The organism is Nonomuraea sp. NPDC026600 (assembly GCF_040638335.1).
Taxonomy (GTDB): domain Bacteria; phylum Actinomycetota; class Actinomycetes; order Streptosporangiales; family Streptosporangiaceae; genus Nonomuraea.
This window is the reverse complement of the sequence record NZ_JBEZYD010000061.1, coordinates 1-23,507: the sequence shown is the minus strand read 5'-3', so window position 1 is coordinate 23,507 and position 23,507 is coordinate 1. Positions and strand designations below refer to the sequence as shown.

25 protein-coding genes are annotated in these 23,507 nt (G+C 68.8%); 7 read left to right on the top strand and 18 right to left on the bottom strand.

The window, feature by feature from the left end; all coding sequences use genetic code 11:
* Position 1: 1 nt before the first annotated feature.
* The 8 genes from AB0F17_RS62265 to AB0F17_RS62230 are packed head-to-tail and all read right to left on the bottom strand — an operon-like array spanning position 2 to position 8,831.
* Positions 2-952: an aminoglycoside phosphotransferase family protein gene (locus AB0F17_RS62265; protein WP_358045716.1), complete on the bottom strand. Its 951-nt coding sequence runs from the start codon at positions 950-952 to the stop codon at positions 2-4.
* Positions 949-1,929, bottom strand: coding sequence for a Gfo/Idh/MocA family oxidoreductase (locus tag AB0F17_RS62260; RefSeq protein ID WP_358045713.1), 981 nt, complete (start codon positions 1,927-1,929; stop codon positions 949-951). Before AB0F17_RS62260 ends, AB0F17_RS62265 begins: the two co-directional genes overlap by 4 nt.
* On the bottom strand, positions 1,926-2,534 hold the full coding sequence (locus tag AB0F17_RS62255) for a hypothetical protein (RefSeq protein ID WP_358045710.1): 609 nt from the start codon (positions 2,532-2,534) through the stop codon (positions 1,926-1,928). The genes AB0F17_RS62260 and AB0F17_RS62255 overlap by 4 nt, the downstream gene beginning before the upstream one ends.
* Entirely contained in the window at positions 2,531-4,039 is a 1,509-nt protein-coding gene (locus AB0F17_RS62250) for a hypothetical protein (RefSeq protein WP_358045707.1), read from the bottom strand. Before AB0F17_RS62250 ends, AB0F17_RS62255 begins: the two co-directional genes overlap by 4 nt.
* Positions 4,026-4,901 carry a glycosyltransferase family 8 protein gene (locus AB0F17_RS62245; protein WP_358045704.1) on the bottom strand — a complete coding sequence of 292 codons (876 nt, stop codon included), beginning with the start codon at positions 4,899-4,901 and terminating at the stop codon, positions 4,026-4,028. Before AB0F17_RS62245 ends, AB0F17_RS62250 begins: the two co-directional genes overlap by 14 nt.
* Positions 4,898-5,869: an NAD-dependent epimerase/dehydratase family protein gene (locus tag AB0F17_RS62240; RefSeq protein ID WP_358045701.1), complete on the bottom strand. Its 972-nt coding sequence runs from the start codon at positions 5,867-5,869 to the stop codon at positions 4,898-4,900. The genes AB0F17_RS62245 and AB0F17_RS62240 overlap by 4 nt, the downstream gene beginning before the upstream one ends.
* Positions 5,866-7,524 carry an adenosylhomocysteinase gene (locus AB0F17_RS62235; RefSeq protein WP_358045699.1) on the bottom strand — a complete coding sequence of 553 codons (1,659 nt, stop codon included), beginning with the start codon at positions 7,522-7,524 and terminating at the stop codon, positions 5,866-5,868. The genes AB0F17_RS62240 and AB0F17_RS62235 overlap by 4 nt, the downstream gene beginning before the upstream one ends.
* A gap of 56 nt (positions 7,525-7,580) precedes the next feature.
* Positions 7,581-8,831 (bottom strand): helix-turn-helix transcriptional regulator, encoded by a 1,251-nt coding sequence (locus tag AB0F17_RS62230; RefSeq protein ID WP_358045696.1) that lies wholly within the window; start codon positions 8,829-8,831, stop codon positions 7,581-7,583.
* A gap of 223 nt (positions 8,832-9,054) precedes the next feature.
* Here AB0F17_RS62230 and AB0F17_RS62225 point away from each other — a divergent pair, with 223 nt between their 5' ends.
* Positions 9,055-9,621 (top strand): hypothetical protein, encoded by a 567-nt coding sequence (locus AB0F17_RS62225; protein WP_358045693.1) that lies wholly within the window; start codon positions 9,055-9,057, stop codon positions 9,619-9,621.
* A 137-nt stretch (positions 9,622-9,758) separates the two neighbouring features.
* Complete coding sequence (locus AB0F17_RS62220) at positions 9,759-10,355, top strand: NUDIX hydrolase (RefSeq protein ID WP_358045690.1); 597 nt, start codon at positions 9,759-9,761, stop codon at positions 10,353-10,355.
* 175 nt (positions 10,356-10,530) lie between these two features.
* On the opposite strand, the gene AB0F17_RS62215 is transcribed toward AB0F17_RS62220, so the two are convergent.
* The gene (locus AB0F17_RS62215) at positions 10,531-11,130 is read right to left on the bottom strand and encodes an NUDIX domain-containing protein (protein ID WP_358045687.1); all 600 of its coding nucleotides are present in this window, start codon (positions 11,128-11,130) and stop codon (positions 10,531-10,533) included.
* 217 nt (positions 11,131-11,347) lie between these two features.
* Between AB0F17_RS62215 and AB0F17_RS62210 the strand changes: the two genes are divergently transcribed.
* Positions 11,348-11,488, top strand: coding sequence for a hypothetical protein (locus AB0F17_RS62210; RefSeq protein WP_358045685.1), 141 nt, complete (start codon positions 11,348-11,350; stop codon positions 11,486-11,488).
* 48 nt (positions 11,489-11,536) lie between these two features.
* Here the strand turns inward: AB0F17_RS62210 and AB0F17_RS62205 are convergent, their stop codons facing one another.
* From AB0F17_RS62205 to AB0F17_RS62195, 3 genes are all read right to left on the bottom strand, one after another.
* Positions 11,537-12,169 carry a 3'-5' exonuclease gene (locus AB0F17_RS62205; protein ID WP_358045682.1) on the bottom strand — a complete coding sequence of 211 codons (633 nt, stop codon included), beginning with the start codon at positions 12,167-12,169 and terminating at the stop codon, positions 11,537-11,539.
* Complete coding sequence (locus tag AB0F17_RS62200; protein WP_358045679.1) at positions 12,145-12,471, bottom strand: hypothetical protein; 327 nt, start codon at positions 12,469-12,471, stop codon at positions 12,145-12,147. Before AB0F17_RS62200 ends, AB0F17_RS62205 begins: the two co-directional genes overlap by 25 nt.
* A gap of 320 nt (positions 12,472-12,791) precedes the next feature.
* The gene (locus AB0F17_RS62195; protein WP_358045830.1) at positions 12,792-12,953 is read right to left on the bottom strand and encodes a hypothetical protein; all 162 of its coding nucleotides are present in this window, start codon (positions 12,951-12,953) and stop codon (positions 12,792-12,794) included.
* A 12-nt stretch (positions 12,954-12,965) separates the two neighbouring features.
* On the opposite strand from AB0F17_RS62195, the gene AB0F17_RS62190 reads away from it, so the two are divergent.
* Positions 12,966-13,457, top strand: a complete 492-nt coding sequence (locus AB0F17_RS62190; RefSeq protein ID WP_358045827.1) for an NUDIX domain-containing protein — start codon at positions 12,966-12,968, stop codon at positions 13,455-13,457.
* Positions 13,458-14,001: 544 nt separating this feature from the next.
* Here AB0F17_RS62190 and AB0F17_RS62185 read toward each other — a convergent pair.
* Entirely contained in the window at positions 14,002-16,497 is a 2,496-nt protein-coding gene (locus AB0F17_RS62185; RefSeq protein ID WP_358045676.1) for a hypothetical protein, read from the bottom strand.
* Positions 16,498-16,807: 310 nt separating this feature from the next.
* Here AB0F17_RS62185 and AB0F17_RS62180 point away from each other — a divergent pair, with 310 nt between their 5' ends.
* From AB0F17_RS62180 to AB0F17_RS62170, 3 genes are all read left to right on the top strand, one after another.
* Positions 16,808-17,779: a hypothetical protein gene (locus AB0F17_RS62180; protein WP_358045673.1), complete on the top strand. Its 972-nt coding sequence runs from the start codon at positions 16,808-16,810 to the stop codon at positions 17,777-17,779.
* A gap of 186 nt (positions 17,780-17,965) precedes the next feature.
* Positions 17,966-18,703, top strand: coding sequence for a TnsA-like heteromeric transposase endonuclease subunit (locus AB0F17_RS62175; protein WP_358045670.1), 738 nt, complete (start codon positions 17,966-17,968; stop codon positions 18,701-18,703).
* On the top strand, positions 18,700-19,962 hold the full coding sequence (locus AB0F17_RS62170) for a hypothetical protein (RefSeq protein WP_358045667.1): 1,263 nt from the start codon (positions 18,700-18,702) through the stop codon (positions 19,960-19,962). The genes AB0F17_RS62175 and AB0F17_RS62170 overlap by 4 nt, the downstream gene beginning before the upstream one ends.
* On the opposite strand, the gene AB0F17_RS62165 is transcribed toward AB0F17_RS62170, so the two are convergent.
* From AB0F17_RS62165 to AB0F17_RS62145, 5 genes are all read right to left on the bottom strand, one after another.
* Complete coding sequence (locus tag AB0F17_RS62165) at positions 19,939-22,053, bottom strand: recombinase family protein (protein WP_358045664.1); 2,115 nt, start codon at positions 22,051-22,053, stop codon at positions 19,939-19,941. The two genes, AB0F17_RS62170 and AB0F17_RS62165, sit on opposite strands and share 24 nt — an antisense overlap.
* Before the next feature lie 28 nt (positions 22,054-22,081).
* Positions 22,082-22,294, bottom strand: coding sequence for a hypothetical protein (locus AB0F17_RS62160; protein WP_358045661.1), 213 nt, complete (start codon positions 22,292-22,294; stop codon positions 22,082-22,084).
* 64 nt (positions 22,295-22,358) lie between these two features.
* Entirely contained in the window at positions 22,359-22,862 is a 504-nt protein-coding gene (locus AB0F17_RS62155; protein WP_358045658.1) for a helix-turn-helix domain containing protein, read from the bottom strand.
* Between the two features lie 186 nt (positions 22,863-23,048).
* On the bottom strand, positions 23,049-23,303 hold the full coding sequence (locus AB0F17_RS62150) for a DUF5372 family protein (RefSeq protein WP_358045656.1): 255 nt from the start codon (positions 23,301-23,303) through the stop codon (positions 23,049-23,051).
* Positions 23,300-23,507 (bottom strand): hypothetical protein (locus AB0F17_RS62145; protein ID WP_358045653.1); only part of this gene is annotated, 208 nt, incomplete at its 5' end. The genes AB0F17_RS62145 and AB0F17_RS62150, both read right to left, overlap by 4 nt.

The window sequence follows — 23,507 nt, the reverse complement described above, 5'->3', positions numbered from 1 at the left end:
CTCAGGTGAAGGCGTCGGGGAGGGGGGTCGGGGTCTCGGTCGTGATCGCTTTGAGGTCGGCGGACAGGATGTCGGCGATCCGCTGGGCGACGTCGTGTTCGTCGCGGTGGGTGTGGAACTGCAGCAGGAAGCTGCTGATCCTGGCCCGGTGCAGCGTCAACGCCCACGACTGGTCGACGCTGGGCCCGTCGGGGAAGTAGCCGTCCAGGAGTGCCTGGGCGACCTGGGGATGCTCTCGGACGCTGAAACCGGCGACATCGGCGTGGGGATCTCCGCCACGCGCGCTTTCGAGGTCAATGAATCCGGTCACTGTCCCGGTGGCGGGGTCGGCGAAAATGTGTCGGGCCGCGCAGTCACCGAGCAGCAGACGAGGGCCCCGGTCACGCAGCCGCCACAGGTTGTCAGCCAGCAGACGCCGCGCGGCCGAGGCGAGGCCGCTGGTCTCCTCCGATCGCGAGGCTCGGCCGACTCCGTGAAGAAGAGACTCGGCGAGCGAGCCGGCCTGCCCTACGCCCAGCGCGTTGAGCTTGCCGAAGCCCCGGACCGCGATGTCGTGCGCGCGGCGCAGCAGGGCGCCTGCGCCTTCGACCGCACGGATCACCAAGGGGTGGGGCGTGTCCCCGGAGGTGTCGAGCCGGTCGGCGGAGCCGGTGAGCGGAACGCCGGGGCAGAGCGTCTCGACGCAGGCAGCCTCGTCGCACCACAGCACCTGCGGGGCCGGGATCTGTTCGCGGGCCAGGGCACGTCCGGCCCACGCTGCCGTTCCGTAGCGGGCGGGCTGACGTAGCGGCGTCTTGACAACCAGCGCTCGGCCGTCGATCGTGCGGGCGGCGAAGACCAGGTTGTCGGCGCCCTGGCTGAGCGGGGTGAGGCCGGTCTGGTCCAGCGGGATTCCGGCGCTGGTGAGCCGGTGCGTGAGTTGCGCGGCGACCGCTCCGCGCTCGGCCGTCACCGCTGAACCTGCCCTACAGAGGTGACCGAGCCGGTGCGGGCCGCGTGAAGGGCCGCGTCCAGCAGCGCGATCGAGTCGAGCCCATCGGGGAGCTTGGGGCCGCCGTGGACCGCGTCGACCATCGCGGTGATCCGGGGTGCGTGCCCGTCGGAGGCGGGAAGCGGGATGACGTCCGGCTCGTCGGGGTGGGTGTCGCGGATGACGACGGCGGTATTGGCGCCGTCCCACCGCAGTCCGCCGTCAGGAGTGTCGATGCGCCAGTACCCGTCGGCACTGGTCCGTTGCCCGGTTCCGCAGTAGCCGCCCCGGAAGGTGAACACCGACCCGTCGGCGAACTGGATCGTCGCGCAGGCGACCGATCGGTGGCTGCCGAGGGCGGGCAGCGGCGTCTCCACGCAGGTCACGGTGAGCGGATCGGCACGGATCAGCTGGCCGATCTGGTCGAAGGCGTGGACGGCGAGGTCAGCGACGGCGGGCAGATCGAGCCGCGAGCGGAATCCCGGGTGCGGCAGCCGGACGAACACCTCGGCGTTGACCGCGTACGGTCCGTCGCTGGTGGCGTGCAGCAGGTCCCGGAAGGTCAGGAACCGGGTGTCGTGGCCGCGGTTGCTCATCACCGCGAGGACCAGGCCGCAGGAGCGCGCTTCCCGTACCAGCGCTTCGGCTTCCTGCAAGGTGACCGCCAGCGGTTTCTCGGTGAACACGTGCATCCCCCAGCCCAGGGCTTGCCGGCTGGCGGCGGCGTGGACGTCTGGCGGCAGCAGATTGACGACGATCCGCGCGTCGGGCGTGGCCTTGTACGCCGCGGCCAGGTCGGGGAAGGCGGGAATGTCGTCCAGGCCGCACCGCCGCAGCACGGCGTCCGCCGCGTCCGGGTTGCTGTCGACGAGCCCGGCGACGGTGACGCGAGGGTCGGCGGTCAGGGCGCGGATCCACCGGCCGCTGATCAGACCGCAGCCCAGGATGATCACGTTCATGAGGGGCCGTCCAGGTAGGGCGTGAGGAGCCGGCAGACGACGTCCAGGACCTGCTCGGCGGGAAGGGAGGCGTCCACGGGCACGACCCGCGGGGTGATCGGGTTGACGAAGTGGGTGAGGAATCCAGTGGTGAAGGCGGGGTCGTAGTAGATCGGCGGCATCCCGACGCGGGAGCGAGCCCGCCCGGCGACCGTCGCGTCATCAGCGCGCAGAAGCAGCGTCACGGAGGGCACCACAGCCCGTTGGCTGGCGATGTGATCCTCGACCATCGTGCGGGCCTCGTGGTTCGCGTCCAATCCGGCCATGACGCCGACCGCCCGCAGATGCGCCAGCAGGGTGTCGACCGTGCGGTCGAGAACGACCCCGTGTCCCCGGCGGAGTGCGGTGTGGGCCCGCTCCCAGCGCAGTTCCTCGATGTCCAGGTGGACGGCGAGGGAATGGAGCTGGTCGGCTTCGCTGGTCACGGCCGGGTCCGGGATGATCGAGGGGTCGGGGGCGGCGTGGTAGTAGCAGGGGATGACGGTGCTGGCCCCGAGCCGTTCGGCCAGCGCTCGGGCGAGGGTGGTTTTGCCCGTGCACGACACCCCCTCCAAACCGATGATCATGTGGTGTCTCCGCGGTGGTGGGTCTTGGGTGACGGCGCGTCGGCGACGGTAGGGTGCTGTCCGCGCAGAGCGTCGGCGACGGCCAGCCAGGGTCCAATGCTCCGTGTCAGGTAGGCGAGGAGTAGATCGGTCGAGTCCCGGGCAACGACGGTCGGATGTAGTGGCCGGCCCCGGATGGTGGCGGTCATGACGACCGGAGCGATGGCCGCGAGGACCAGACCCGTGATCGCCGTGGTCCGCAGGCCTCGCCCGGAGCGCGGTGCAACCGCGGCGCCGATGGCGAGGGCCGTGACCGGGCTCGCTGCCAGCCAGGACGCCCCCCGGTACAGGGCGATCGTGCCGATCAGCCGCCGGCGTGCGGGAGTCCCCTGGCCGTCGTGGGCGGCGGCGCGCAGCATCCGCGGGTAGTCGAGGTAGGAGCAGAACCAGCGGCGGCCCTGGGCGATCGCTTCGGCAACGGTGCGCGCGGCGGGCACCTCGGTCAGGTGGGGCACGCTGAGCGTGGGAATGCGGAGCAGGGCGAGCGGCACGCCGGTCGGGACGTCGTCGAGGACGGCGGTCTCAGGCAGCCCGTCGAGGTCGGCCAGGACGTCGTGCCGCAGGAACAGCCCGTGCCCGACGGGCTGGGACAGGCCCGCCCGTAGTCCCGCGACAATCCCTGAACGGCAGGTGAAACGCTGGTGGCGGCGGGCGTAGGGGATCTCGCGGCGCACCGTCCACACGGTTTGCAACAATGCCGTTCCGCTGACCAGCCTCCGCTGGAGCGAAGACCCGCCCGCGCCGCCATCACTCGCGCTCAGGGGTAGGGAGTGCAGGGCATGCTGCTGGACGATCGGTGGCCGCCCCGCGCTCAGGACGGATCGGATCGCGGTCAGGGCGGCGCGATCCGGCCGGGAGTCGATGTCGTAGATCGCGACGTAGCCGCCGTCGGGAAGCCCTCGCGCCGCGTAGTTGACCTGGGCGGCCTTGCGGCCCGCGCCGAGATAGGTCACATGTCGGACCTGGGGGTGATCCCCGGTAGCCAGGAGAGCGTCCACGACCTGCTGGGTCAGCGGCGTCTCGCTGAGGATGCGGAGGGCGGCCTCGACCGGTACCCGTTTGCCCTCTCCTGGTCGCACACGGTCGAGCTCGGCCACAACCTCGGCGGGGATCTGCGGGAAGTCCGCCGCGCTGAGCCTGTCGCACGAGGAGATCTCCACCGCGAGACTCTCGCGTTCCCGTTCCTCGCGGGCGGTGGTCACGAACGTCAACGACATGCCGGGGAACGCCGCCAGGTGGGGTTCCCACCAGGTCAGCGCCGCGGCGATGTGCGCCTGCTCACGCAGGACTGGGACGATCACGTGAATGTCCTGCGGTGATCGCTCGGACCCCTGATCGCGGTGTTCGTGCCCCTCCCGGAGCCAGACGAGAGTCCGGGCGAGCTGCCAGGTTCCGGCCAGGTGCCGGGCGGCCAGGAGACAGGAGGCCGTCCACGCGGCCGCTCGTGCGAGATCACCAGCAGCCATCGGATTCCGCCTTCTCCACGGCGCGCAGGAAGCGCTGGTAGACGGATTTGAGGGCGCTGTCGGGGTAGTCGTCCTTCCAGGGTTTCGCCGGTCCAGCGAAGTGCAGGATGGATGCTCCGGGCTCGTCGGCCAGGAGCATCCCCAGCGGCGAGTACGGTTCGGCGTCGATGTGCCGGTAGTCCGGGGCTGCGGCGAGCGGCGAGAGCGCGAAGGTGTTCCAGCGGCGGTCAAGGCGCTTCCACCGGTCGGCGGCGGCCACGTTGAGCGCGTCCTGGTCCCAAAGGACGACCTGGTCGGGGTGATCGGCGAGGAAATGGCGGGCCTCGGTGAACAGGTCCTGCTCGGCGCAGGCCGGAAGGTCCAGGAGCATGACGCCGGAGTTGAAGTAGTCGCGGCCGAACGGCAGGTCGAGGTCCGCCCAGCCGGGCAGCGCGATCCCCGCTCCAATCACCGGGTTCTGCGGGTCGCGGACCGCCGCCACGGCGGCGCCCTCCAACGGGGTCAGCAGCAGCGGCCGAAGATCGTCCAGGACGAGCGTGTCGGCGTCCAGGTACAGGATCCGGTCGTACCGGTCGGCGAGGGCGTCGCCGATCTCCAACCGCAGGTAGACCGCGTCCGACACCCACCCCGACACCGGCCCCTCCGAAGCGGCCCTGACCTGGTGCGTCAGCAGGTCGAGGTCAAGCCGATCAGCATGCCGGGCCAGCTGGTCCCGGCTGGCCCGCGTAAGCCCTGCGTGGACCACCACGAGCCGCAGACCGGCGTGCTGGCCGATGGCGGCGAGCGACTCCATCAGCACCGACAGCGGCCGGACGTAGCCGTCGTCGACGCAGCACACGATCGGGGGGTGGGACGGGCTCACAGGGCCACCGCCTGGGCCGGGGTGCGGTCGCGCTGGCAGGCGATCGTGCGGGCCAGTCCTTCGGGAAGACCGGTCTTCGGCGTCCAGCCGAGAATCGTCCTGGCGGTCGTGATGTCGGGTCGGCGGCGATGTGGATCGTCCTGCGGGAGGTCGACGAAGATGACCGGCGAGGACGATCCGCACGCCCGGCGGATCAGGTGGGCGAGGTCCAGCACCGTGACCTCGGTGGTTCCGCCGATGTTGACCGGCGCGGTGTGCCCGGAGGTGAGCAGCCGGACCAGACCGTCGACGGTGTCATCGACGAAGCACAGGGACCGTGTCTGGGAGCCGTCTCCGGCGACCGTGAGCGGCAGGCCCAGGCAGGCTTGCCGGATGAACGTCGGCACCACGCGGCTGTCGCGCTCGGACATGCGCGGCCCGTAGGTGTTGAAGATCCGGGCGATCGCGGTCTTCACACCGTCCCGACCGGCCTGGGCGGTGACCGCCTCGGCGAACCGTTTGGCCTCGTCGTAGACGCTGCGCGGCCCGATCGGATTGACGTTGCCCAGGTAGGACTCGGTCTGGGGGTGTTCGAGCGGGTCGCCGTACACCTCGGAGGTGGAGGCCAGCAGCAGCGTCGCGTCCTTCACGCGGGCGGTCTCGGCCATGTTCAGCGTGCCCACCGACCCCGCGCGCAGCGTCGCCAGCGGCTGGGCAAGGTAGTCGCCGGGTGCGGCGGGCGACGCCAGGTGCAGGATCGCGTCGAGCCGGCCGGGGAACCGGAACGGCATCGTCACGTCGCGGTGCTCGAAGTCGAACGAGCCGTGGTCGGCGAGTCCGCGGAGATTGTCCATCCGGCCGGTGGACAGGTTGTCGACGCCGACGACTGCGGCACCGGCGGCGATGAGCCGTTCGCACAGGTGTGAGCCGACGAAGCCGGCGGCGCCGGTGACCAGCACTCTGGCACCGGCGAGATCGAAGCTGGTCACAGATACCTCCCAGAACGTGAGCCGAACGCATCGACCCAGGCGGCGGCGATGGACGCGCGATACGGCGGGGACACCTCGTAGAAGCCGGGTGCGTGCTGTTCTTCGGCCAGCAGCGCGGCCGCGACGGTCATCTCGGCTTTGACGAGGTGGATCGCCGACCCCATCGCCGAGGTGTGCAGGAAGTTGACGGCGTTGCCGTTGCCGAGCAGGAAGAACGAACGGCCCTCATCCGACCGGATCCGGGAGACACCGGGGATCAGCTCGGCGCGGACGTAACCGCTGTCAGGAGCACTCAGGGCACTCAGGTCGAACTCGTCGTCTCGGGACGTCGCCCCCGCCAGGAACGCCCCTTCCCTCAGCAACGGGAGATGCTTGATAGCCAGCGCGCGACTGCCGGTCGCGGAGAACACCAGATCGCACGAGGACAGCGCCTCGGCGAGCTCGGCCGACCCGTACCCGACCGACAGCGCTTGAGCCTGGCGGACCGGGTCGATGTCCAAGACGAGGACCCGCACATGCCGGGAGTGCAGAGCCGCGGCGATCCCTGCGCCGATCTTCCCGTAGCCCAGAACGCACGCCTGTCGGCCTTGGAGGACATCGCCGAGGTGACGCAGCAGCGTTTCCACCGAGAAGACGATCGCCTCACCGACCAGCCGGTCCTCCGGCTCCTTCAGCGGGCTGCGGGCCACGCTGTACACCGGACACGGCAGTTCCGGCAGCGCCTCGTAGCGGCGGTGGCCGTTCTCGGTGTCCTCGACGACCCCCGCGATCTGGCCAGGAAGGCGAGCGCACAGCTCTGCCAAGGCTGGGGCGAAGTAGCCGCCGATGTCGGTCAGCACCACCCGGCCGCCCGCGGCTCGATCCCGGACGTAGCCGGTCAGCCAGTCCGGATCGGCGAACCGGGCCCGCTCGAGCTCGTCGCACCGAAACCGTGAGGCGGTCTGTTCCACGACGAAGTCGTTGGCCGACTTCGGCTTCGGCAACACCGCAGCGATCTTGGTGGCGTGGCCGAGCGCGTTCAGGAAGTCCATCTGGCCGGGCAGCATGTGCGTGATGACCAGGGACGCCGCCGAGGTGATCGGCAGAGTCGAGGCCAGCCAGGTGAAGAACGCGGCGGGCGCGGTGGCACCCCAAGCGGCGTGCGAGCCAAGTGGTCCGGCGTCCAGCCCCCGGATCTCGGCCAGCAGATCCGTCAGTGGAGGCAGGGCGTCCGAACCGGGTCCGTCGGTCAGGTACTCGGCCGGCCCGGGCAGCGGCGGAAGGTGGTCGCGGATCTGGGTTGCCAGATGACGGGCCTGGGTTTCGGTGACGACGAGCGAGCAGTCCTCGACGCTGCCGTCCTCATGATGAAGCCGGATCGGCCACGCCCAGTGCCGGCCGGGCCGGTGGTGGACCATGCCTTCGCCACTCGTGGCATGGGTGACGGGCGAGGGGACCGGCCGTAGGGTCGAGGCGTCAGCGGCGGCTGACCATTCAGGGCCGCCGTCGCAAGGATGAAGGTGGTAGGTCAGCCAGTCCGAGCCGTCTTCACCGGGCACCCCGATGATCACGCCGACGCGGTCGCCGTGGGCGGTGTCCAGGGCCAGATCCCCCAGCCGGGGCCAGGAGCGTGGCGTTGCGCTCGCCGCTGTCGACTTGCCGCGCGTGGCGGTCATGCCCAGGACGGTAGATTTTTACCGATCCCCGAATATGACTCAGAGGAATATCACGGTCATCCGTCCAGGTGGAACCGGTCGGACATGCTTCGCAGCCGTTCTCGCGTGCTCGCCCGTTCGGCGTAGACGATCGACCTGAGCGTCGAGCGTGCGATCGGATGGTTACGGACGAGCTGAGGAGCCAGCTGTTCCGCCCGCTCCAGCTCGGCCAGCGACTTGTCCCGGTTTCCGTCCCACAGCCAGGCCCGTGCCAGGTCGAGATGGTGGTAGCCCTGCCGGGAGTTCGGCAGAACGGTCACGACGCTCGGGTCCATGCGCGCGTTCAGGTCCAGGGCACGCCGCTGGTCACCGACCTCAAGTGCCACCGACACCGCGTGGATCGCGACGTTCCCGCTGGAGAAGGTAAGGGAGTGCCGGTCATAGACCAGCGGGCCGGTCTCCTCGTCCATTCGGTCGCCAGCCATCTTGGCGTGGGCGATCCGGTCATTCGAGGCGTCCGGCTTGCCGGCGCGAGCCGCTGAGACCGCCGCCCGCAGGTGCAGGGAGCCCCAGGCCCGTACGGCGAGCGGATCCCCTTGGTCATAGTACCGCTCCAGACCGAGGAGTGCCTTGTCCAGGACCGCCAGGGAGTCGTCCCAGTCCGCGGTGGCCCACATGTCCCAGGCGCGCATCCAGTCCGCCACCGCCGCCAGCACCGGGTCGGCCGACAGCCGCCCGGCCCACGCCGCCCGCTCGCACGCCATCGCCGCCAGCTCCGGATGGCCGAGCGAATGAGCGGCGGTGTGGGCGAACTTGCACATCACCCCGTAGAGCGCGAATGCCTCCTCCCGCTCACGGCCAGCCGAGACCTCCGCCAGAGCCCTCGCCTCGCGCAACATGTCCGGGAGGGAACGAAGGATCGCGACGTTGGCCGCCGCGTCCCGCAGCCGGTGAAGCCGAGTCATCTCGCCCCAGAGCACTCGGGAGCGTCGGGGTGTCCCGTCGAAGACCGGAACCAGGTCGAACCGCCGCAGCTCCCGCACGATCGCCGATGCCGCGGTCTGCCACTGGTTCTCCGCCACCGAACTGGAGTACGGGCGGCCGATCAGGTCGTTCGGATGGATGTGCAGCTCGGCCGCGAGCTTGTTCAGGAGCCCGACCCGATCCAACTCGATCAAGCCGCGTTCCATCTTGGAGACCCAGCCCTGCGTCCGGCCCATCTCAGCAGCAAGATCAGCCTGCGTCTTCCCCAGCCGAAGCCGAGCACGCTTGGCACGGCGACCGATCTCCTCGGCTTCCTCCAGCATCAGCACACCCCAGGCATCCATCCGATCAGGCACGATACCCACACGGTACAGACACGGCCTCGACTTGGCTCGGGCACCAATGCCTCGGCCCGTCCTGCCGACTCAACCGGCCGCATACACGGTGAATGGAACCCAACCTGGCCATGGTCCAGCTCGGCCAGCCCGACGGGTGCGACGCCGCAGGCCATCGGGATACGGTGGCCTGTCGGTCGGATTCACACATACCGCATACGAGGATCAGCTCTTGGACGGTAAGACCTGGAACGCGCTCGTCGGAATCGCGAAGGACACCCACACCGAGCTGATGCGACAGACGGGTACCGTCATCCCGCCGACGCTGTTCGCCCTGAAGGACGGGCAGCTACTCGGCTACGTGCGACTCCGGGGCGTCTACGTCGGCGAAGACGCCCGCGGCGGCATCGCGGAAATGTCGACGTTCGCCGCCGCGGCGGCAGCCGACGAGATCGTGGTGGCCTGGGAGACCCAGGACATCGCTGTGGCCTGTGACCTCGTGCCGCTCCACCCGGACAGCGCCGTCAACGTCCTGGCCGCCAGCCGCCGCCGACATTGGGTGTACCGCTACCCCTACGCCGAACAGCAGCTCCCCGGCCGGACCGAACACGGCCAGATCCCATGCCAGCCGCGCTGGCTCCCCGAACCCCCGCCTGTCGACCGGGGCGAGCTTGAGCCGTCCATCGAAGCCCTCATGAAGTTCAGCTTCGAGCCGTTCGACGGAGCCTCCGACCGCGAGAGCGCCGCGTACTGGCTCGAAGAACACGGCTACACCGTGCGGCTAACCAACCCAGAGTGACGACCATCTGACCCGAGGCAGTGGCGGTTTTCCAAGCCTCACATGTCTCCGCCCCAAACGTTGATCGACATGGCAAGCTGAGAACGTTCGAAGGACTGTTGTCCGGTCCATCCTCACGGGACTTCTTGGGGTCGGCGATGCCGCTGCTGGAACAAGATCCTCGCGGCGTGGTCCGCGGCCTGGTCGCAAATGTGGTCCCCCACGATGAACAAGAGGCCGAGCACCAAGCATGGATACTCAATTGGGTGGATTCAGGGGCACAGCTCTTTCGCCTGAGGAAACCGATAACGCCGCCTCAACACCTTGCCGTGTACGCAGTGCTGCTCGACGAGGCCAGCCGCTCGATCATGCTTGTCGCTCACATCCTCGCCAAGGCCTGGCTAATGCCGGGCGGCCACGTCGACGATGGCGAAGATCCCCGAGCAACGGTCGTTCGTGAACTGCAGGAGGAGCTCCAGATCGCTCCGCCGTTTCACCCGGACTTTGGCGACGACCCCTTCTTCCTCACTGTCACCTGGACCACCCCGCCGTTCACACATCAAGACGCGACCTTCTGGTTCATCTTCTCAGCTGATCGCAACGAACCGATCACGCCCGATCCCCGCGAATTCAGCGACGTTCGCTGGTTCTCCCTCGACGACCCAGACGCCTTCACGGGTGGCAGCTTCGACCCTGGCTTCCACCGCTTTCTGGACAAACTCACCGCGCAGATCGACTCGAAGACTCTCGCATGAAGCCGCACGGACTCATCTCGAGCATGATCAACAGCGGTGCCTCAGCACTTGCCAGTCGCGTGATCTGCATCACACGATGCGGAGCGGAATCAGGACACAGGCGCGATCTTCATGGCAGGTACTGTGCGTACTCGCTTGCATCGCTGACCTGGACACTCAACTAAATAGACACGGCCTATGCCGCGACAAAGAGCGTCACGTCGGTGTGCGAATCCGCACCGCGGGTCTGCGTCACGGTGAGGAAGAACGGAGCGGAATCGCACACGGGGTGGAAGCGCGGCGAGATGCCGAGCTCTTCATCGGCTTCACGCAGCACCGTCCGGCACGGGTTTTCTCCAGGATCGGCGTGCCCGCCAGGAAGTAGCCACGCCTTCGCCTTGACGTGGTGGACAAGCATGACCGATTCGCGCTGCTCGTCCACGAGGGCGGCGTACACCGCGAGATGTTGCGGAGGCGTCGCTGGCTTGGCCAGGCGGAACAATGGCGCGCCGGAGTCCACCCAGTCCAGCATCCACTGACGATCTCTGGCCTCCAGGGCATCGTGGGGGGAGACTCCTTCGACCAAGGCGCGGACGACCAAGCGTGGTTGATCTATGACAGACAGCATCACGAGTCCTCCGGAGAACAACCGCACCATCAGCATCAATGCGACGCCAGCCTCACCAGTTCCGCACAGGCACCCTGTCGGCGGACCGAGGGGCCTATCTGGGAGGTCGCTCAGGTACATCATCCGCGCCAGGGGGAAGCTCTGCCAGCTCTGGAGGTCAACGAGCATCCAGCCGAGGCGGCCGTGCGGGTGATCGTGGAGGAGACCGGGTACGCTGCGCACCAGCTTCCAGGGCCGGCGCTGGCGCTGCCTGCCGGATTCCCGCACAAGGCCGTCGCGGCGCTGTGGTGGATTGTCGAGATGAGGGCCGGGGCGGACAAACCACACGCCAGAGCGGCATGTCCACGTCGACCACGTGTTCTTCGCCTGGGCCCTTGGGGACCCTGTGTGGAAGCCGGCCCACCAGGTGCGGTGGCTCATCGCGGTGGAGCTGGTCGAGGAGCCCGGCATTGCCGAGGATTCCCGCCTGCAGGCCAAGCAGCTGATGGAGCTGATCGCTCCCCGACAGGTGTCACTGCCGGCGTGAGCATGGCGCTGCGGGTGGGGCTGGCCCGCTGGTGGCGGGCAGGAGAGGTCAAAACAGTTCCTCCTGGTCTCCTGCCGGCGTGGGCAGCTTCTTGGGCGGGAGACCGGCGGTGGCCTCCAGACAGTGCAGAGTTCGCCATCCGGTTTCCTGACCGTCGGCCAAAAGACGGCGAAACAGCTGCGCGGTCGCTTCTACATCGGGCATCGCCCGATGCCGGTTGATCGGCCGCGGGATGTGCAGGAACCGCAGCAGTGCGTCGAGGTTGTGCGAGCTCAGCTCTGGATAGAGGGCGCGTGCCAGCCGCACGGTATCCAGCAGCGGGGTTGCGGCCAGGACGGGGCAGTGGGTTCGCTGGTGGGCGATCAGCCCTGCTTCGGTGGGCGCATGCTGAGCGACGAGCCGATACGGTGGCGTGTCCAAGAGCGCGTCCAGCCGGGCCATGACCTCGTCGGGCTGGTCGGCGCCGGCCAGCAGGTGGGGGGTTAGTCCGGTCTGGCGGGTGTCGAAGAGGGTGACGGGTACGTCGGGTGGCGGTGCCATCAGCGCCTCGAATCGCCAGAGCTCCGTCAGGTCGCCGTTCTTGACGGTGAGCGCCAGCGCGGCCACTTCGACCGGGACGGCGGGTCGGCCGGCCGGGGTGAGTGCCTCGAAGTCGATCACGACGTAGGTGTGCCGGGACACATCGGGGTCGTTGAGGAGGTCGCCGGCGGGTGAGGATGCGTGGGGTGGCTGCCCGGTGGTTCCCATGTGGTCGCCTCTCGCTGGATGATCTCGGCGCGTGCGCGCAGGTCCTGTTCGGTGTCGATGGACAGCAGCGGCACAGCCAGCAGGCGGTCGACGGCATGCTCGGCGGTGGGACACGCGGCCGGGTTCATCTCAAGGCAGGCCGGGTGAGCCGAGGCGGCGCGTAGCCCGAAGGTGCCGACGCTGTTCGGCACCCCAGCTTGGTGCAGGTGGGCGGCGAATGCCCGGGGTTCGGGCAACGTGATTTGCTAGACGGCGCTGTAGCCGTTGGCTTCGTCGCCGTCGGCCGGGACGATACGGCGCAGGCCGGGCGTTTCGCTGACGAGGTCGGCCAGGAGCGCGGCTTGGGCGCGGCGGCGGGCGAGCGCAGCGAGCCGACTGATAGCACGCTGATCGACGCGGCAGTGCGCTTCTCTGAACTAGCAAACGATCATGACGTGGTGTCGCCGAGGGCCGCTTTAGCAGGCTCAGTTGGCGATGAGGAGTAGACAGGCGTGTTCCGCGGTGCTGCCCTGGCACTTACCTGGTTGGATCGACGCCTGGTCCATCTACTGGTGTTCTAGAGAAGGGGCCTGCCGTGGCGGTTGCGATGCAGGAAGTGCAGGAAACGCTCCTGGCCTATCTTGCTGCCCATCCTGATGAGCTGCACGACCTTGAGGCCGCTGTCCGCGCGATCCTCGATGGCGCGGACATCACCCCTCGTTCCCGCCTTCAAGGTCATGTCACGTGCAGTGTGGCGGCCATCAACTCAAGCGGGCTAATGCTGGAGGTCCATCACCGGTTCCTCGAGCTGTGGTTGCCGCCTGGAGGTCATCTGGACCCTTGCGACGAGTCCCTGCTCGACGCTGGTCTGAGGGAACTGTGTGAGGAGACTGGTATTCGCCGCACCGATACCTCCCCGGCCTCGGCTGGCCCGGTCGAGGTGATACTAGGGGACGTCCCCGCTCGGCCCAGCCGAGGCGAGCCTGCACATTGGCATCTGGACTTCGCCTTCGCCGTTCACGTCGACGCTGCCCCGACCCTGCGGCCAGACATCAGCGAAATCCATGACTACCGGTGGACGCCTGTGCATGCGGCGGAGGCTGGAAAACGGCTGTCCAGCAGACTCGCGGCCCTACTCGGCTACTCGGATCCGGGTGTGACAGTAGTCGGCGGCGCTGGGGTCAGTGGCGCGGAAGGACCGCGTCGGCCACGAGCTGGGCGTGATGGCGGTCGATGCCGGTGAGGGCTTCGGGGGACGAGCCGGATCACGATTACCTCGACATCGGGTACTCCTTCGTGACAGCGCATGCGGACGTGGGACGCATCCAGGAGTCCGAGGTGAGGGGTGCCGCCTGGTACCCGCTCGCCGTGGCCGAGCGTCTTGTCGGGGGCACCGCATTGCGCGAGCGGTCAGCGCACCGGGCCGGATCGGTTGACCGGACCCGTCGAACGCTTCCGGTCGGCAGCGGCACCGGATCACGATGCGCACAGGTCGAGGCTCCGCGGTTGGCGTCACACGGTCAGTCGAGGAATCCGCCGCCGCAGCCGCCACGATTCACCGCCGCCGAGCACGACAACGACCGCTTCGCCGGCGCGGCAGTGGGCGCGCCGGTACGCCCGCCGCGTGCCCGGGGCGCCCCACCAGGGGCGGGGACGGCAGGGTGAGCGCCTGCGGCTCCTCGCGGCGGTCGGGCGCCATACGACACCTCTTATGCTTCCTCAGACGGTGACGGGCATGGTGCGCGGGCGGTGCCCGGCCGATCGTTTCGACCGCGCGCGGGCAGGGGCTAGCGGGCCTGTCGTGCTGGTGACCTCTGCTCGAGCTCGGCGGCTACCTCTGGCGGCAGTGACGGCCAGGCGTAGTCGGGAGCACCGGTTTCGGTCTGGCTGATGCCGTCCGGTCCGCTGGTGATCACGACGCGGCGGATCTCGGTCTCCTGGAAGTCGCGCACCTTCCAGGCGGCGTAGCCGGAGGTGACCGCGTCGGGAGCGGCGAAGTCCATCCAGTTGACGCGCATGAATCCGCCGTACAGGGCGAGGGCGGTGTACATCCAGGTGCAGGTCTGAGGGTCCTTCGACGCCGCCCACGCGTCGCCGTGCGGGTGGGTAGTGAACGTGAAGTAGGCCAGTCCTCTGGTGCGAGCGAACTCCGGCAGGGGTCCGGAGGCCACCTGCCCGCCATCGCCTGTGCCGTCGCCGGTCAGGTACATGGTGCGGGCCTGGCAGGATGGGTCGTCGCAGTCGACCTCGGTGTCGGTCAGCCGCAGCCACAGCTGAACGGTGACGTCCTGGCCATGTTCGGTGGGCAATGTCCACAAGCGTTCGCGGCATTTGGAGGCCAGGTGGTCCAGGGCCCGCCACGACCGAGGGTGATCGTGGGCGAGCTGGTGGATTTTGTGGCCGACCAGCCGCCACGCCTGCTCGGCGGTTGGGTCGATCACGTACGCGGTGTCGTACCGGGTGCCGTCTTCGTTGTCCGCGAGCGCGGATCCGGCGTTGATCGGGGCGGGTTCGGCGCGGCGAACCAGCGCGATGTCAGACAGCCGCATGCCGAACAGAGACTCACCACGGAGCACGTGCAGCCCCGGAACGTCTCCGATGCCGGTACCGCGTTCGTTGACCTCGATGACCTGCACGCCGATCCACATCGGCTCGGAAAGAGCGCCGTCGTGCCCGCCCCACAGCACGTCGACGTGCGGCCGGTCTGCGAGGAAGTCGCGCGCCTGGCGAATTGCGTGGGCCCCGTCATCCGCTGGGATCCACAATCCGGCTCGAGCCCAGGCCTCATCGGCGATCATCGCGCTCGGCCCGGCGTCGTCGTACATCTGTCCAGCGACCTGGATGCGCGCCGCCTGGCGCGCCTCGTCGATGTCGCTATTGACCGGGCTGGTCGCGCCCAAAGGCGCGTCATCGTGAACTGGACAGGCGCTGCCATCCCAGATCACCTGCGCGTTCGGGACGCCCGGGATCTGGCCGAGCACAACGGCGACTTGGCTGGCCCGGTTGACCTCGTGCGTTACGCGCGCGTCCGACCGAGACCGCGCCGGGCGGTCGTCCTCGGGCTCGGCGCTGTAGACGCGGCGCGGCTCGGGCGGCGTGTCGCGCAGGCCGTGGCCCAGCAGCAGCGGGAACAGCAAGTATTCGAGGAGGACTTCGAGCCCGGCTTCGACGTTGCTCGCGTCGCCGGCGACCGCGAACGGCGAGCGGAGCTGGGACAGGCCGTCGCTGGTGGAGTCCACGACGTGAACGGGTTTACGGTGCCGGTCCCGTTCAGCGGCTTGGGCGGTGAAAGCCACCGCGTAGGCGACGGCTGCAGGCAACAGGGCGGGACGCCAGCGCACCTCCGCGTCCCGGCACAGCCGCTGAGCCTGCGTGCGCAAGGTGGGGTCGTGTCGCTCCAGCGCTTCGATGATCGCGGCCAGGCTCGCCCCGGCGCCTAGGCGCGCGAAGGCCGGGTGCCGCCTCTCGCGTGGCGGCAGCCAAATCCAGGACCGCTCCAGCGGCTGATTCCACCATTCCATGACCAGTGGGAAGCCGCCGCGCCGCTGCAATTCGCGCTCCAGCCGACGGCCCAGGTTCGCCCCGCATGTCAGGGCGAGAAGCGCGGCGACCGCGGCCCAGCCGGCCGGTGCGGACAGGTCCTCTCGCAGCAGCCGGTCGATCCGCACTGCCAGATACGGCAGGTCGGCCTTCCACCGCTGATCGGCGTCCCACACGCATGCAGGGCAGACCGCATCCCCCTCGGCGCTGGTGGCCAGCAGGTGGCGTACGGCATAGCGGTCGCCGCAGATGGGGCACGACGTCGTCGAATCCGGCTCCGCAGCCTGAACGAGCCGCAGGCGCGCCTGGGCGAGTTCGGCGTCCACGCGGGCGGCGATCTGTTGCGGCGTCTCGGCGCCGGCACGGGCTCCTGTCTCCAGGTCGTCGACGGTGGCCTCGTGCGGCGCGAGCACCCCCAGCCACAACGGCGCCTGCGCCCAACGGGGATCGTCGGGATCGGCGTCGTCCGCCTGGGCGTCGACGTCGTCGACGTCGCGGGCGACCTGCAGCTGCACCGGGCCGGGATAGGCATGGTACTGGCCGAATTCCAGATCGAGCGGAGAGCCGGGCCAGCCCAACTCCTGCAGGTGGGCCAGGACCGTCTGCAGCCAATCGTCTGCGCGCCATCTCTCGCTCTCGTCGGCCGAGGTGGCGAGCCCGTGCAAGATGTCGGTGTAGCGGCCGCCCTTCGCGGCTTGCAGCCGGCGGGCGCGCTGCGCAGCGGTGGGCTGGTTCTTGGGCATGATCGGCTCAGGTCCCCGGCGGCCCCCCACGCCGACCGCCGGATCGTCAGGTCCGAGTCCAGGCAGCATCAATCTGCGCGGGACTCGAAAGCCCTTGAAACCGGGAAGCGGTGTCGGTGAAGGCGTGGGACCTTACCGACGGCCCGGGGGCGTGCGCGGCTTGCCGACGCCCATCCTAGGGCTCAGCTCAAGCTGGGCAGCAGGGATACGGCCAAAACCCACGGCTTCATCGGGAGTTCGGGGTCGGCCGTGCCGAGTATGGCCGTAGGCTCGCTACCAGCAGCGGCTGCGCCGAAAGGAGAGCGGCTTCATGATCACAGCGGATGACCAGCTGATCGCCATGCTGGCCCAGCGCACAGGGCTTGACCACGACGCACTGTTCATGCACGTGGTGGGAGCACGCATCCAGAAGCGGTTCTCCTATCCCCTGCACGACGCGCAGGCCGAAGACGTCGTGGGCCGGATCACCGAGGACATGACCCGGGTCATCCCTGTCGGGTCTCCCGCTGAGGCCGATCCGGCGTCGCGGTATGTGTGGCTGCACGAGATGACGGCACACTACGCCTCGGCGGAGACGCGCGGGATCGTCATCCGTGTCAGCAGCGCCGGTGACATGCCCGCCCGGCGGTCGCCCGACGACAGCTACGACCCGCTGACCAACGGCTGGGACCTGGACCCAGCCGAGTATGACGCCGCCCTCGTCCGGGCAGCGAAGCGGTGGACCTGGTGGAAGCGTGTGAAGGCAGCTGGCGTGCGCGAGACCTGGCGGATGCCGGAGCCGTACGTCGGAGCGGACAGCAGCGTCCCGCTGGATCGGGCCTTGGACGAGCGCGGCCATACCGGCGACGAGGCCGCCTACCGGATGGCTCTGCAGCAGATCCGCAACGCGAACTACCGGGACATCGACGCCTGGGCGCACTCCGGCAACGAAGCGCTTGAGCGCGCGCAGGCCGTCACCGGAAGCTCCGCCGCGGCCAGGAGCCGACGCTCCGCCGCTCTCAGCGAGGCGTTGGGCTACTACCAGACCGGGGTCGCCGTGGGCGAGTTGAGCCTTCCAGACCGCTTCACGGACGTCCTGCCCTGGTCACCGATCGAGAACCGCCCCTTCCTGCGCGCCCGCCAGGGCCTCGCGTTCGCGTGGTGGCGACTGGGCGACTTCGACAACGCCGCGACGGTCCTGACGACAACCCTGTGGATTAACCCCGCGGACCATCAAGGACTGCGCGACCTGCTGCCGCCCGTCGAGGCACGTACTCCGTACGAGGAAGCCGCAATCGTGTAGGGTCCGCGTTTTGATGTCCCTTTCCGCGTTTCGATGTCCCCTGAGTGGCCCTTGGGACACTGTTCGCGGACTCGCAGGTCTACATGGTCGCACTTTCGAGTGATGTTCCTGGCATTGTCGTGACGGTTGGGCCATTCGAGCGTCATGGTGAGGGCATCTACCAGAGACCTCCGTGGGGGAGTCGAGGTGCCCGTGTCGGATGCCGATGTCGTAGCTTCGGCCGAGATTCACGCGAAGTCGCCGAATGGGACCGTGGCGGTGACGTGCCGGTTCGGCGATGCGCCCGTGGAGGAGATGCTCGCGGCCAAGCCGTGGCGCACGTTCCGCTGGCACCATGGCCAGAGGCACTATTCGGGTGCGTTCTGGTCCGCCACCGAGGGCTCACATGTGATCTACGAGTCCCGCCTTGAGCTGGCGCGCCTTCTGCTCGCCGACTTCGACCGGTCGGTCTCCCGGATCGTGGCACAGCCGTTTCTGATGACAGCCCAGGTGGAAGGTGCTGAGCGTCGGCACATCCCAGACTTCCTGCTGATGACCGAGTCCGGTCCGCTGGTGGTGGATGTGAAACCGGTGCGACGGCTGGCACGGCCGGAGGTCGCCTTCACCTTCGCGTGGAGCAGGCAGGTGATCGAGTCGCGTGGCTGGACCTTTGAGGTGTGGAGTGAGCCGGATCCGGTCGAGATCGAGAACATCCGGTTCCTCGCCGGGTATCGCAGGCCATGGTTGTTCTCACCCGCTCTCGTGGCCGCGTTGGAGTCGAGCGTGTCGGACGGGGCGACGCTGAGGGAGGCCTTCGCCGCAGTGTCGAGCTCCGATCCGAGGCTGGTCAGGGCGACCGTTCTCCACCTGCTTTGGATCGGACGGTTCAAGGTCGATCTGAGTGCTCGGCTGTGTGCCAGAAGCGTTCTACGGCGACTGGCGTGAACCGCGGCACGGTGCGGCTCGGTGTGGGGAGTCGGCTCGTCTACGACGGGGAAGCCGTCGAGGTCGTTGAGTTCGCAGCGACTGCCGCAGGCAACGAGGTGGTGCTCAAGGACGGTAGGGAGCGGCTGCTGCGTGTCGCCGTCAAGGAGTTGTTGTTCTCCGACCGGGCCGCGGTCATACCCGAGGAGCCCGGAGTCTCCGCTGAGGATCTCGAAGATGTCGCCTCAGTGGTGCTGTCGCGGCTCGACCGTGCTGAACAAGAGCGCATAGCGGACCTGATGGGGCATGTTCGGGAGGTGCGGTGCGGCTACCGGTCGGGAAATGCTGAACTGGCGGCGCCCGGTGAGCCGAGGCCTGAGTACGACCCTGGCTTGCCCAAGATGGTGAGATACGAGGCCAAGGCGTTGGAGCTGGGTGTTTCCGTGCGCACCATCAAGCGGTGGGTAGCCGCGGTTGAGGACCGTGGCGCAGCTGGCCTCGCACCCCGTGCCCGTGGGACGACGGTGCTCGACCGGTGTGACCCGCGGTGGGTCGAGACGGCGTTGGAGGTGATGGTCGAGTACACCGACCAGTCCAAACCGCAGCGCAACGAGGTGATCGACCGCACCCGGGCGCGCGTGGCGGTGCGCTTCGGCGAGGAGGCGGTGGATATCCCCGGCAAATCCAAGGCCTACGAGGCGCTGGAGGAGCTTGAGCGGCAGCACCCGACGTTTCGGTTGAGTACGAAGCGCAACCGGGACATTGCCGGGCGGCCGCGTGGGGTGTTCGGGCGGCTGCGCCCGACTCGCCCGGGTGAGTACCTGCTGATGGACACCACCCGGCTGGACGTATTCGGCCTGGATCCGCTGACGCTGCGGTGGATCAACTGCGAGTTGAGTGTCGCGATGGACTGGTACACCCGCTGCATCATGGGGATCCGGCTGACGCCGGTGTCTACGAAGGCGGTGGACGCCAGTTCGGTGTTGTTCCAGTCCTACCGGCCGCTGCCGGTGGCAGCGCATTGGCCGCGTGAGGCGGTCTGGCCCGAGCACGGCATCCCCCGGTCGGTGCTGATCGACCCACGCGTGATCGATGGCCCGATGGCCAGAGCCGGTGGGCCGGCGCTGGTTCCCGAGACCGTGGTGATCGATCACGGGAAGATTTACGTCTCGGAGCATCTGCGCAGCGTGTGTGCCCGGATGGGCATCTCGATCCAGCCGGTTCGGCTCCGGACGGGCCGGGATAAACCGTTGGCTTCATACTGCGCCTCCTCGGGTTGATCCGGTGGTTGTTATCGTGCGTGCTGGTCGCGGGCTGGGTGGTCGTCCGATCCGGGGGCGGACGAGGTCGGGGCCGGGTAGCTGGTAGAGGTACTCGCCTTTGTCGTTGGCCAGCTGGCCGGTCAGGAGCCCGGCATCGCGCCACTTGTTGACGGTCTTGGGATGGATGTTCAGGCGGCGGGCGATCTCGTTGAGGGGCAGCAAGCCCTGATCGATCAAGCGCTGGGGGTGACTGCGCAGGTTATAGGCGCGCCGGATGTTCCGGATGATCTTCGCGTGGAGCGGATGGCCGCTGCCGCTGAGATGGCCGCGGACCGTCAGCAGGGCGGCGATCTGGCCGTCGGTGTGCTCGTCGAGCAGAGTGTCGATCTCGGAGACCAGGTCGGGCGGGGTCTGGCGCAGTTGCCAGGAGGCCAGCGGGATCGGCAGGGTCAAGGTGCGTTCCTGGCCGCCGCGGAGCCGGACGTGGGCGGTGATCTGCTGGTCGCGGATTAAGGTGACGTCGGTGACCAGCAGCCTGACCAGGCGTTTGCGTTCACGCATCGGGGTCCGCGAGTCGTTCCATAGGGCTGGGAAGTCCCCGGCCAGGGCGGTGATCCGGGCCCGCTGGGCCTCATCCAGGAACCCGCGTTCGGCGGTGGTGGCGTTCTGGTAGGCCTCGCGGGCCTGGGCCAGGTCGCGCAGGGCGGCGTTCCAGTCGGCCTCCAGGCTGGAGGCCACCAGCCGGTTGTCGGGGTCGACCGCCAGGTAGCGGCGACGGGCCAGATCGACCTGGTACTCGGCGCGGGTAACGGCGGCTGCGCGCAGCCGGTCGGCCTGCTCGGCCCGGGCGGTCAGCTCATCGGCGACCGCCAAGGCTGCGGTCACCGCGTGCGGGGTTAGCTCGTCGACCAGCAGGTGGCCGACCGCCCGGTCGATGGCGGCGCCGGGGATGCGCTGGCAGAGCGGGCTGCCGTACTGGATGCCCATGGCCTGGCAGACGTACTCCGGTTCCAGGGCGGCTTTGCGCTGGTGGTAGCGCACCGTCATGCGGCGCCCGCAGATGGCGCAGACCACCATGCCCTGCAACAGGGCCGGGCCTTCGCGGGGCGGGCCCGCGCGCCGCTCCTGTCCGTGGCCGGTGGCGTTGGCGGCGAGTTTGGCCTGGTTGGTCTCGTATTGTTCGAAGGTGAGGTATCCCGGATGGGCGTCGGGGAACAGCGCGATCCAGCCCTGCCGGGGTTGCAACACCGGCCCCAGCTTGCCTTTGCCGGTGAGTTTGTGCTGGTGGCGGCCATAGACAAAGGCGCCGGCATAGCGCGGGTTGTGCAGCATCTGCAGCACGCGCGAGTGCGCGGCCGCCACCCAGACGACCGTGCCCTTGTCCGGGCCCGAGCACAGCCGGCGCGGCAGCCGCAGCCCATCGCGGTGGAACGCCTTGACCACAGCGGTGGCCGAGCCGACCGCGTCGAACAGCGTGAACACGGTGCGGATCGCCTGCTGGACGGCCAGGTCGGGGTCCAGGACGACCCTGCCGGCCGGGTCGTAGACCAGCCCGACCGGCAACGGCATGATCAGCTCGCCGCGGCGGGCCTTGGACAGCTGCCCGCCCCGCAACCTGGCCTTGAGCAGGTGTAATTCCGCTTCCGACATGGTCCCCTTCAGCCCGAGCAGCAGGCGGTCGTTGAAATCGCACGGGTCGTAGAGCCCGTCCTCGTCCAAGATCAGCGTGCCGGACATCGCGCAGATCTCCAGCAGCCGATGCCAGTCGGTGTTGTTACGCGCCAGCCGGGAGACCTCCAGCCCCAGCACGATCCCGGCCCGGCCCATGCCGACCTCGGCGACCAGGCGTTGGAAGCCCTCCCGGTCGGCGGCGCTGGCACCGGACTGGCCCTGGTCGGTGTCGATGATGTGGATCCGGTCACCCGGCCAGCCCAGTGCAAGCGCCCGTTCGGTGAGCCCGTACTGCCGCACCGCCGACTCGGTGTTGTTGAGCACCTGCTTGAGGCTGGATTGGCGCACATACAAGTACGCGTCCCGCGCCAGGTGCGTGGCGGTGACCTTGACCGCCGTCCCGAACACCCGCTCGTCCACTTCCCGCCCTCCTGTCATCGTCAACGTTCCTGGTGAACGCTCCTGATCACGGTGCTCGCGCGTGGGCCAGCACCATGCACGACCACACCCGGATGACCTCGGCGTCCATCCCCTCTGCAGAGGGGCCCGGTCGCGGCGGGGTGGGCGATGCCGGCGACCTCACCGGGCCGACCAGTGCCGCGGCCACCCGCAAGAACGCGACCATGCCCTTGGCCAGCAGCACGCCCAGCCCGGGCCGGCGGCCACCAGGAGTGGTCATCTCACGGAACCGCTCGTATGCGACGAGGCCGGCCGCCTGCCCAGCCGACCGGTGATCTGCCTGGTCAGGCTCGGGTTTTCGGCTCCTCGTCCTGCTCTGGTCCGCTGGGCCGTTCCCGGCGCCGGGCCAGCGCCCGCTCGATCGAGCGGGGATGGACGGTGAAGCCGAGCTCGGCGGTCACCTCGGCAGCCAGGTCACGGGCGGACAAGCCCGGCTCGGCCGCCCGCCAGCCGTCGATATGGTCCATGACCGCGTCGGTCAGTTTTCGCGGCCCCTTCGGGCCGGATTTGCCCGCCACCAGCGCGCTGGGTCCCCCGGCATCCAACACCGCGGCGATCTCGTAGAAGGTTTGACGGCAGTAGCCGAATGCGAGGGCCGCCTGGGCGACGGGCACGCTGTCCACCCGCACCCGCCGCACCATCTCGTACTTGACCTGCACCAGATCTCGAGGGTCGCAGAACGGGGAGGCCAGGAACGCCGGATCGGTGACCCGGTCCGGATGCGGATTGAGTGATCTGGCCTGCGCCAGGGCCGCTACCTTGGGGTCCGCCGCCATCATCACCCTCACGGCGTGTCACCTCCCGACTTCCCGCTGTGTCCTCAGGTTCATGCCGGGATCGGCGGCCGTCAAGACCTGAAGACACACATGCGGAGGTGAAGTAGCAGGTTGTAGCCACTATGGTTAGCCCGCCTGCACCGCTCACGGTCCAAGCTTCTCGGCCTACCCGGCGTTAACTGGCCGACAGCAGCGGCGTCATCCGTCCGACATGCCCTGCCGGAGCGTGTCGATCAGATCCGCCACGGCCAGCAGGTCCTGCACCCGGAACGGGCAGCGGCCCGCGGCCACCACGACGAACGGGTCGGGCGGATCGACGTCGGTCCACCCCGCTGGCAGCGAGACCACCTGCCCTCTCTCATCGGCGAGGGTGACCCGGTCCTGATCCCAGGCCAGCCGACGCTCCACGAAGACGAACTCCCGCCCGAACCAGGGATGGAACCGATGGGTCACCCGGACAACTCCGGGTCGATCGACTCGATCGAAAGCAGTTGACGACGTACTCCAAGGGGCCGGTCGAACGGTTCTTCAGGACGTTGCGAGAAGGGCTGCTGCACGCCCTGCTGTCGGCGTACTACTTGGAGTGCAGAGCTGAGTACGGGTAAACGTGCAGAGCTGTCAGCGCTGGTCGGTCGAGAGTGGTTCGGGTGGGTGGCG

Excerpts from the sequence above, each read along its gene's own strand:
- AB0F17_RS62220 (WP_358045690.1), top strand. The coding sequence starts at position 9,759 with ATGCCGCTGCTGGAACAAGATCCTCGCGGCGTGGTCCGCGGCCTGGTC.
- AB0F17_RS62235 (WP_358045699.1), bottom strand. The coding sequence starts at position 7,524 with ATGACCGCCACGCGCGGCAAGTCGACAGCGGCGAGCGCAACGCCACGC.
- AB0F17_RS62250 (WP_358045707.1), bottom strand. The coding sequence starts at position 4,039 with ATGGCTGCTGGTGATCTCGCACGAGCGGCCGCGTGGACGGCCTCCTGT.
- AB0F17_RS62215 (WP_358045687.1), bottom strand. The coding sequence starts at position 11,130 with ATGCTCGTTGACCTCCAGAGCTGGCAGAGCTTCCCCCTGGCGCGGATG.
- AB0F17_RS62165 (WP_358045664.1), bottom strand. The coding sequence starts at position 22,053 with ATGACAGGAGGGCGGGAAGTGGACGAGCGGGTGTTCGGGACGGCGGTC.
- AB0F17_RS62160 (WP_358045661.1), bottom strand. The coding sequence starts at position 22,294 with ATGACCACTCCTGGTGGCCGCCGGCCCGGGCTGGGCGTGCTGCTGGCC.
- AB0F17_RS62185 (WP_358045676.1), bottom strand. The coding sequence starts at position 16,497 with ATGCCCAAGAACCAGCCCACCGCTGCGCAGCGCGCCCGCCGGCTGCAA.
- AB0F17_RS62195 (WP_358045830.1), bottom strand. The coding sequence starts at position 12,953 with ATGACCTTGAAGGCGGGAACGAGGGGTGATGTCCGCGCCATCGAGGAT.
- AB0F17_RS62255 (WP_358045710.1), bottom strand. The coding sequence starts at position 2,534 with ATGATCATCGGTTTGGAGGGGGTGTCGTGCACGGGCAAAACCACCCTC.
- AB0F17_RS62230 (WP_358045696.1), bottom strand. The coding sequence starts at position 8,831 with ATGGATGCCTGGGGTGTGCTGATGCTGGAGGAAGCCGAGGAGATCGGT.
- AB0F17_RS62180 (WP_358045673.1), top strand. The coding sequence starts at position 16,808 with ATGATCACAGCGGATGACCAGCTGATCGCCATGCTGGCCCAGCGCACA.
- AB0F17_RS62260 (WP_358045713.1), bottom strand. The coding sequence starts at position 1,929 with ATGAACGTGATCATCCTGGGCTGCGGTCTGATCAGCGGCCGGTGGATC.